The sequence below is a fragment of the Streptomyces sp. S.PNR 29 genome, from assembly GCF_030386795.1.
Taxonomy (GTDB): Bacteria; Actinomycetota; Actinomycetes; order Streptomycetales; family Streptomycetaceae; genus Streptomyces.
The window spans coordinates 19613-28834 of sequence record NZ_JANUQM010000016.1 but is presented as its reverse complement, the minus strand read 5'-3'; the positions used below and the strand labels follow the sequence as shown (position 1 = coordinate 28834).

Annotated in this window: 7 protein-coding genes and 1 pseudogene; 6 read left to right on the top strand and 2 right to left on the bottom strand. The window is 71.0% G+C overall.

Translation table 11 applies throughout. From position 1 onward, the window contains the following. Positions 1 to 5: 5 nt before the first annotated feature. Positions 6 to 1742 carry a cellulase family glycosylhydrolase gene (locus NW895_RS34395; RefSeq protein WP_289940706.1) on the bottom strand — a complete coding sequence of 579 codons (1737 nt, stop codon included), beginning with the start codon at positions 1740 to 1742 and terminating at the stop codon, positions 6 to 8. 163 nt (positions 1743 to 1905) lie between these two features. Between NW895_RS34395 and NW895_RS34390 the strand changes: the two genes are divergently transcribed. After that, on the top strand, positions 1906 to 2955 hold the full coding sequence (locus tag NW895_RS34390; RefSeq protein WP_289940703.1) for a LacI family DNA-binding transcriptional regulator: 1050 nt from the start codon (positions 1906 to 1908) through the stop codon (positions 2953 to 2955). A 116-nt stretch (positions 2956 to 3071) separates the two neighbouring features. Then, a complete protein-coding gene (locus tag NW895_RS34385; protein WP_289940702.1) occupies positions 3072 to 4589 on the top strand; it encodes a glycoside hydrolase family 43 protein in 1518 nt (505 codons plus the stop codon). Here NW895_RS34385 and NW895_RS34380 read toward each other — a convergent pair. After that, the gene (locus tag NW895_RS34380; RefSeq protein WP_289940701.1) at positions 4519 to 5364 is read right to left on the bottom strand and encodes a fibronectin type III-like domain-contianing protein; all 846 of its coding nucleotides are present in this window, start codon (positions 5362 to 5364) and stop codon (positions 4519 to 4521) included. The genes NW895_RS34385 and NW895_RS34380 overlap by 71 nt on opposite strands. Before the next feature lie 105 nt (positions 5365 to 5469). Between NW895_RS34380 and NW895_RS34375 the strand changes: the two genes are divergently transcribed. The 4 genes and pseudogenes from NW895_RS34375 to NW895_RS34360 form a co-directional block, all read left to right on the top strand. Further along, entirely contained in the window at positions 5470 to 5985 is a 516-nt protein-coding gene (locus NW895_RS34375) for a hypothetical protein (protein WP_289940882.1), read from the top strand. Between the two features lie 118 nt (positions 5986 to 6103). After that, positions 6104 to 7633, top strand: a complete 1530-nt coding sequence (locus tag NW895_RS34370; RefSeq protein ID WP_289940699.1) for a flotillin family protein — start codon at positions 6104 to 6106, stop codon at positions 7631 to 7633. Positions 7634 to 7830: 197 nt separating this feature from the next. Then, complete coding sequence (locus NW895_RS34365; RefSeq protein ID WP_289940698.1) at positions 7831 to 8892, top strand: helix-turn-helix domain-containing protein; 1062 nt, start codon at positions 7831 to 7833, stop codon at positions 8890 to 8892. 45 nt (positions 8893 to 8937) lie between these two features. Continuing rightward, positions 8938 to 9176, top strand: a pseudogene (locus NW895_RS34360) (pyruvate formate-lyase 1-activating enzyme); the annotation flags it as partial. Between the last annotated feature and the right edge of the window lie 46 nt (positions 9177 to 9222).

Below are 9222 nucleotides of genomic sequence, written 5' to 3'. Positions count from 1 at the left end.
CGAGGTCAGGCGGTCGTGCCGGTCACCGTGCTCCCCGTCCTGGTGACGTGGTAGGTCGCTGCGGCGCCGCTCCAGAAGTGGAAGGTGAGCGTGACCCGGGAGCCGTCCTTCAGCGAGCCGAGGAACTCGGGGGTCAGCTTGATGGAGTCGCCGGTGTACGCCGAGAAGGCGGTGTCCCACTGCTGGTAGGGGGTCCAGTCGGCGGGGCCGGCGTTGCCTCCGTCGTCGTACCGGGCCTCCATGGTCGCCAGCATGTCGCCCCGGAACCGCGTGGGGATGGTCAGACCGCTGGTGCTCCCGGAGACGTTGGACAGAACCGGGGGGTCGTACGTGATCACGTCGATCCGCCACGGGACGCCGCGGGAGAACCTGGCCTCCAGCGTCGCGTTGACGCCGTACGTCCGGTCGCCGGCCAGTTCGGTGAGCGCGGCGGCCGTCAGCGTCAGCTGGTTGCCGGAGACGGTGTAGTGCTTGCCCTTCACCAGGGTGCGGCTGCCGTGCCGGAGTCCCTGGAAGCCGGTGCCGTTCGGGTTCAAGGTGAGGGTCCGGCTCGTGAGGGCGCCCGACTTGGGGAGGAACAGCAGATCACTGGAGGCGGTTCCCGAACGGACCGTCCAGCTCGACTTGATCTGGGCGAACAGCTCGGGGTCGCGCCATTGGAGGGTGGTGCGGTTCAGGAACTGGCCGGCGTCCCACAGCATGGTGGTGAGCCTGCGCTCGCGGGCGTAGTACCCCACGTACTCGAAGTACTTGCGCACCTCGCCCCGCTCGATGATGCCGGGGCGGGTGTGGTCGTAGGCGAGCAGGGCGTATTCGCCGATGATGACCGGGATGCCGTGCGCGACGAAGGTGTGGTACGCCCGGTCGAACTGACCGGTGAGGTCCTGCTCCGAGGTGGCGTCGAAGCGGGTGTAGCCGGCGATGTTCACACTGAACGGCCACCATCCGTAGAAGTGGATCGTCGTGGCGACCATGGGATCGCGCAGGGCGGTGAGTTCGGCGGCCAGCGCGTCGAGCCGGCCCTGGTCGGAGTTGGTGTACAGGGTGGGCAGGACGAGCAGGCGGTCGGTGTTCCCACCGCCGGACTCGCGGACGATCCGCTGGAACACGCGGTTGAGTTCGGCCAGCAGCCGGTAGTTCTGGTCGTCGCCGGAAGTGTCGCTGAACGTCGGCTCGTTGATGCTCTCGAACACGAGCCTGGACGGCTCGTCGCGGAACTCCTCCGCAATCTGGGTCCAGGTCGCGGTGTAGCGGGCGAGCACGGCGTCGTGATCCGTCGGCAGGGTGTTGACCCACATCCACGAGTCGTGGTGCATGTTGAGCATCACGTACAGGTTTTCGTCCAGCGCCCAGTCGACGACCTGCCGCACCTTCGCCATCCAGGCCGGGTCGATCGTGTATCCGGGTGCCGAACCCTGGTGGATGCCCCAGGTGACGGGCAGCCGGATGCTCTTGAAGCCCTGTGACCTGACCTTCTTGAGGAGCGCCCGGGTGACGGGAGGGTTGCCCCAGGAGGTCTCGTCCGGGATGGCGTCGTAGGTGTTGCCCAGGTTCCAGCCGGGCTGCATCGCTGCCACCGCGCTGCGGGCGGCGGGAGCACTGGGCGGGGGCGGGTCGGCGGCCTGCGCGGTGGCGGGCACCAGCGGGAGCAGGGCGAACGCCAGGAGGAGTGCTGCCAGTCTCCGCGGGGGGCGCGACGATCGGTGTCGTCGCGGGAGGAATCGTGCCAGTCGCCTCGTCATCACGTGCACCTTCCGGTTGGTCGGAGGCTCGGACCGCTGAGGAAACTTTCGCTGAGCGCGGCGGAGAAATTAACATGAAGATGTGTCCGGGGCCACAGGTGCGTCGGCAAGAGATGCGAGAATGACCCGGCACACCTGGGTTCCGATGATCGGGAAGGCGACCTTGGCGGATCACGCAGCAGAGGGGCCGGCGGCTCGCGAACGCCAGCAGAGTGACGCCCCCAAGTCGGTCACGATCGCGTACATCGCCGAGTCGGCCGGGGTGTCGGTCCCGACCGTGTCCAAGGTGCTGAACGGAAAATCGGGGGTGGCCGCGGACACGCGCGCCCGGGTCGAGGAACTGATCAACCGGTACGGCTATCGCAAACCGGCCGGAGCCAACCGGAGCAACGTCGTCGAGCTCGTGTTCCGGGAGCTCAAGGACATGTGGGCGGTCGAGATTATCCGGGGTGTGGAGCGGGTGGCCCGCCGGCACCGCGTCGGCGTCATGGTGTCCGAATTCGGTCTGCACGACACCGCGGCACCGACCTGGGAGGACACGGTGTCCCGGCGTCCGAACTGCGTGTTGTCCGTGGCGCAGCTCTCCCAGGCCGAACGCGAACAGCTGACGGCGAAGGGCATCCCGTTCGTCGTCTTCGACCCGATCATGGAGTTGCCGGACGACGTCCCGTACGTGGGGGCCACGAACTGGTCCGGTGGCCGGGCCGCGACCCGTCACCTCGCCGAACTGGGCCACCGGCGCATCGCGATGATCAGCGGACCGGAGGGCCAGTTGTGCTGCTCCGCGCGGCTGGACGGCTACCGCTCCGCGCTGCAGGCCGCCGGCCTGCCGATCGATCCGGAGATCATCGTGCACGCCGGGCTCACCCGCGAGGACGGCTGCGCCGCGGCACGTTCCCTGCTGGCCCTGCCCGAACGCCCGACGGCGATCTTCGCGGCCAACGACCTGCAGGCGCTCGGTGTCTACCAGGCGGCGCGCGAGGCCGGCCTGCGCATTCCCGAGGACCTGAGCGTCGTGGGCTTCGACGACCTGCCGGTCGTGGCCTGGGTGGACCCGCCCCTCACCACCGTCCACCAGCCCCTGACCGAGATGGCCGTGGCCGCGACCGAGCTGGCGCTCACGCTCGGCCGTGGCGAGAAGGCTCCTCAGGCCGGGTTGGAGATCGCGACGACCCTGACGGTCCGGGCCAGCACGGCCCCGCCCAAGACCTGACGCCGCGAACCCGGCGCCATTGACCGGGCCGGCTGCTGTCGCTAGCGTCCGCTGGGAACCGCTGGAAACTATCCATCGCAATACGCGAAAGTTTCTTTCCTCAGTGAAAGGACTCGATGAGGGTGTCGAGCGTGCCCGAGACGGGCCAGACCATCAGCAACCCTGTGATCCCCGGCTTCCACCCGGATCCGAGCATCTGCCGGGCCGGCGACGACTACTACCTCGCCTGCTCCAGCTTCGAGTACTTCCCCGGCGTGCCCCTCTTCCACAGCCGGGACCTGGTGCACTGGACCCAGATCGGCAACGCGCTCGACCGGCCGAGTCAACTGCGCCTGCCGCCCGACGCGCCTTCCTCGGGCGGTCTCTACGCACCCACGCTGCGCCACCACGACGGCCGCTTCTGGCTGATCGTCACGAACGTGAGCAGCGGCGGCAATCTGCTGTTCACGGCCACCGACCCGGCCGGCCCCTGGTCCGATCCGGTCCGGCTGCCCGGCGTGCACGGCATCGACCCGGATCTCGCCTGGGACGACGACGGCAACTGCTGGTGCACCGTCGCGGGAGTCAGCCAGTTCCGCATCGATCCGCACACGGGGGAGACCCTCGGTGAACCGCGACGCCTCTGGTCCGGCACCCCCGGCGCCAAGGCACCGGAAGCACCGCACCTGTACCGGATCGGCGACTACTGGTACCTGCTCATCGCCGAGGGCGGCACCGAGCGCTGCCACGGCGTCTCGATCGCCCGCGGCCGTACGCCCCACGGCCCGTTCGAGCCGTGTCCGGCCAACCCGATCCTGACCCACCGTGGCACCGACCACCCCATCCAGAACACCGGCCACGCCGACCTCGTACAGGCGCCCGACGGCTCGTGGTGGATGGTGCTGCTCGGCGTGCGGCCGGGCGGTGGCACGCCCGGCTGGCACGTACTGGGCCGGGAGACGTTCCTGGTGCCGGTCGACTGGGTCGACGGCTGGCCGGTGGTCGGTGAGCTGTCGCTGGTGATGCCCGCGCCTGCGTGGCCCCTGCAGCCCGGTGCCGCCGCCCCGGGCCGGGACGACTTCGACCTCAGCGAGTTGGCCCCGTACTGGATCTCGCTGCGTCACCGCCCCGAGGAGGACTGCACCACCAAGGAACGGCCGGGCTGGCTGACCCTGCACGCCCGGGGCGGCTCGCTCGACGACACCGACGTCACGTTCGTCGGCCGGCGGCAGCAGCACCATGCCTGCCGGGTACGCTCCCTCATCGATCCGGCGCATGGACGCGGCGGCCTGGCCGTCCGCCTCGACGAACAGCACCACTACGACATCGAGGCAGCGCCCGGTGAGGTACGCGTGCGGGCCCGGATCGGCCCGCTCGACAGCGTCGTGGCGTCCCGGCCCACACCCGCCGGGCCCGTGGTTCTCCGCATCGAAACGGCCCCCGTACCGACCCTGAACGATGCGCGCACCGGCCCCGACACCGTCTCGGTCGGCATCGAGGAACCGGACGGCGCATACGTCGAGCTCGCCTCGCTGGACGGTCGGTACCTCTCCACGGAGGTCGCGGGCGGCTTCACCGGCCGGGTCATCGGGATGTTCGCCTCAGCCGGCTCCGTCCACTTCGACTGGTACGACTACCAGCCGCTCCAGCGCTGAGGCCGCCACCCGCGTCGGCACGCCGACGCACCACATGCCCGAGGGGCGTGCGGACAGCCACGCCGTGGCCTGTTCCTCGGTCAGCCCGGAGGTCGGCGCCGAGGTCAGGGCCGGGCCGACGGCCGGGTGGCCGAACCGTTCGCCGGCGGGCGAGTCGAGGCTCAGGGGCGGTACGAGCTTGTCCCCGGGCAGGTCGAGGGCGGCGGTGGCGACGACGTCGTGCGCGTTGTCGGCCAACTGCGCCTGGTACCGCCCGGCCGCGACGGTCGAGGGCGATCTCGACGGTGGTGCTCTCGCCCGGGGCGAGCGCCACCTTGGCGAAGCCGCGCAGCTCCCGTGCCGGACTGCTGACCGGGCGTCGGGGCGCGGTCACATAGACCTGCACCACGTGCTTGCCGAAGCGGTCGCCGGTGTTGGTGACCGTGAGGCTGACCGCGGCGGTGTCCGGGCCGTCGGCGGTGACCCGGAAGCCGGTCCGGTCGAAGGTGGTGTAGCTCAGGCCGTGGCCGAACGGGCAGCGGACGGCGATGTCGGCGGTCTCGTAGTACCGGTAGCCGACCATGACGCCCTCGCCGTAGCGGACATGGCCCTGCTGGCCCGGGAAGTTCAGGTACGACGGGGTGTCGCTCAGCCGGAGCACGTCGGCGACGGCGCCGCCGGCCTGGCCGGGCAGCCACGCCTCGACCACCGCGTCCACCTCGTCATGCCGGCCCTCCATGGTGACCACTCCGCCGTTGAGCAGCACCACGGTGCCCGACTGTGCAGGACGCGGCATCAAGGACGCGTAAAGATTGCCGGAATCAGGCAATGTTCCATCCGGTGTCCGCGTGTGACGATGCCTGCGACAACGGGGGAGGGCAAGGAGAGGCGGTGTGCGCGGGTGGCCTGGTTTCTGGGACTCGGCATTGCGGGGGTCGTCCTCCTTGCCCTGTCGTTCGTCCTCGACGGCGTGCTGGAGGGGTTGCTCGACGGGGTCGCCGTTCTGGACGGCGTCGTCGACGGACTGCTGTCGCTGCCGGTGCTCGCCGGGTTCCTGTCCATGCTCGGCTTCTCGGGGGCCATCGTCATGGAGGCAACCGGGCTGGGCGCGGTGGGAGCCGCGGTGATCGGGGTGCCGGCCGGTGTCCTCACCGGCTGGTTCGCCTACAGCCTCAGCCGGGCGTTGATGCGTGACTCCTCCGGAGCGGCACCGCGAGACGACGACTTGATCGGCGCGTCCGGCTCGGTGGTGACCGCCATCCCCGCCGACGGCTACGGCGAAGTGCTGGTGCACCTGGCCGGGCAGCCGGTGAAGCTCTCCGCGAAGAGCTCGATCGCCGTGGCCCGGGGAGCCGAAGTCTGGGTCGAGCAGACGCTGTCGCAGTCGGCGGTGTCCGTACGCCCGGTCGAACGCTGAGCCCGTCGGCCCGTCGGCCCGTCGGCCCGTCGGTCATCCGGCACCCGGTCCAGTGGTGCCGTTCATCCACACATCCTTACCGAACGCCGTCCTCAGGGAGGGCTGAGGGGACACCACCATGAGTTCTGTCGTCATCGCGGTCGGAGGAGTTGTCGTCCTCCTCGTACTGATCGCGCTGGTCGTCGTCAGCCGCTACAAGGTGGCCGGGCCGAGCGAGGCGTTCATCGTCACCGGCCGACGCGGCAAGAAGGCCACCGACCCGGAGACCGGCCGGGTCTTCACCGACAACAGCGGGCAGAAGGTCGTGGTCGGCGGCGGAGTCTTCGTCGTGCCGTTCGTGCAGCAGCGGTTCACGCTCGACCTGTCCTCGCGGCACATCCCGGTCGCCGTGCGCGGTGCGGTCACACTGCGTGGGGTGAAGGCCAACCTGGAGGGGGTCGCGATCGTCAAGGTCGGCGGTACCGAGGACTCGATCCGCGCGGCCGCGCAGCGGTTCCTGATGCAGCAGGACGGCATTGTCGGCTTCACCCAGGAGGTTCTGTCCGGCGCCCTGCGCGCGATCGTGGGACGGATGTCGGTGGAGGACATCATCCGGGACCGGGCCGCGTTCGCCGGGCAGGTGGCCGAAGAGGCGGAGGCGAGCCTGTCCGGTCAGGGCCTGGTGCTGGACGCCTTCCAGATCCAGGACATCACCACCGAGGGCTCCTACCTGGAGGACCTGGGCCGTCCGGAGGCGGCTCGCGCCAAGCAGGAGGCCGACATCGCCGAGGCGGTCGCCCGGCGCGCCGCCGAGCAGGCCCGGCTGAAGGCCGAGGAGGAGATCGCGATCGCTCAGCGGACGTTCTCCCTCAAGCAGGCGGAGATCAAGGCCGAGACCGACGAGGCCGCCGCGCGTGCGGCCGCCGCCGGTCCGCTGGCCGAGGCCGCACGGCAGCAGGAGATCCTCACCGAGCAGGAGAAGGTCGCCGAACGGCAGGCCGCGCTGACCGACCGCCAGCTCGACACGCAGGTCCGCAAGCCGGCCGACGCGCAGCGGTACGCGGCCGAGCAGGAGGCGGAGGCCAAGCGGGTCGCCCGGGTCAAGCAGGCCGAGGCCGAACGGCTGGCGGGCATCGCGGCCGCGCAGGCGGAGGCCGAGCGGGCCCGGCTCGTCGGTGAGGGCGAGAAGCAGCGGCGGTCCGCGCTGGCCGAGGCGGAGGCCATCGAGGGTCTCAAGCAGGGTGAGGCCGAGCGGTCTCGGCGTGCGGCGATCGCCGAGGCGGTGCGGTTGGAGGGCGACGCCGAGGCGGCGGCGATCGGCGCCAAGGGAGCGGCCGAGGCCGAGGCGATGCAGAAGAAGGCCGACGCCTTCGCCCAGTACGGCGAGGCAGCCGTGCTGCAGATGCTCGTCGAGGTGCTGCCGCAGGTCGTCGCCAAGGCGTCCGAGCCGCTGAGCGCCGTGGACAAGATGACGGTGATTTCCACGGACGGCGCGAGCCGGCTGTCGCGCACGGTCGCCGACAACGTCGCCCAGGGCGTCGAACTCCTCAGCTCCACCACGGGAGTCGACCTCGCGGAGCTGCTGAAGGGGATCACCCAGCGCAACGGCGATGCTCAGCCCCCGACGACGCCGGCCGCCGAGGCCAACGGAAAGATCCAGATCGGCTGAGTCAGGCACCCGGTTCAGGGGCTCACACGGCGTCGAACCGCCGGGCCCGCACCTGATCGGGTGCACAGCCGTCATACTGGCCGGCCCGGAACCGATGGCGTGCTCCGGTGGTCCGAAGGCACCCGCACAGGCGGAGTCATGGCCCCACCGGGTGGGAAACACCCGCCCTCGGCATGCCGAAAGATCCAGGAGGACGTGTGGCACGGTCAGCGGTACCCGACGAGTACCTGGAGGGGTACGCCCGGATCCTGGCCGACGTCTGTGCCACCGGCCGCCGTTTGACCCGGGACGAGCTGGAGTCCCTGCGTGCCCAGGGGGAGCAGGCCGCGGAAGCGGGCCTCGGGCTGCGTGCCCTGGTCCGCCGGCATCTGCTCGCGGCCCGTGAGCTCTCGCCCACCCTGTCGACCGCAGGGGTCGACCGCGTGCTCGCCGCTGTCGAGCAGGCGGTCGACGCCTTCGCCGAGGGACACGAACGAGCGCAGAAACTGGCGGTACGTCAGCAAGAGGCCGCCCGGCGGGAGTTCATCGACGACCTGCTCTACGGCCGCAGCGATCTCGGCCGCCTGGCCGAGCGGGCCGAACGCTTCGGCCTGCTCCTCTCCCGGGCCCACGCCGTCGCCGTGGCCCAAGGCGGTACGCCGGTCGACGACACCCACCCGGCGACCCGGCAGGTGGAGAGGGCGCTGGTCGCCCGCTTCGGCGAGCGCCGCATCCTGCTCACCACCAAGGACGGCAGGCTGATCTGCATCGCGCCCGGTGACCAGGACGACGCCCTGGCGTTCTTCGCGAAGCAGGCGCACGTGTCCACCGACGGCGGCCGGGTCGCCATCGGCCGCGCCCACCCCGGTGCCGGCGGGGTCGTCCACTCCTACGAGGAGGCCCTCAACGCCCTCGATCTGGCGAGCCGTCTGGATCTTGAGGAGCCCGTGCTGCGCTCCGCCGACCTGCTCGTCTACCCGGTCCTCACCCGAGACCGGCAGGCCATGGCCGAGCTCGTGCACAGCGCCCTGGGCCCGCTCCAGGCGGCACGCGGCGGTGCCCAGCCCCTCCTGGACACCCTCACGGCGTACTTCGACTCGGGATGCGTCGCGGCAGAGGCAGCACGCCGTCTGCGCCTGAGCGTGCGCGCCCTGACCTACCGCCTGGAGCGGATCCACAAGCTCACCGGCACCAACCCGGCCGACCCCGTGCACCGCTACACCCTGCAGACCGCCGTCATCGGCGCCCGACTGCTCGGCTGGCCCGACAACGAGGTCTGATCCCAGCCGGCCTGCACCGGCGCTGTGCTGCGCTGCAAGGAGGCCGCCACCCGCCCGGACCGGCTGGGCGTCCCGGTCCACGTCCGCTGGGTGCTGGTCCCGGCTGGAGCGACGACCCGGCGGCCATCGACGGCCTCGGCGCCTTCCTGACCGGGCCGGCCAACGTTCGACCGGGTCGGCCAATGTTCGACCGGGTCGACGTCCTGCCGTTCCACAAGCTCGGCGCCCACAGGGACGACGCCCTCGGCCTGCCCTTCCCGCTGAGCGACAACCCGACGCCCGACCGGGGCGGGGTCTGCGGGCTCTGTGGCCCCCGAGGGTGGCCCGAAC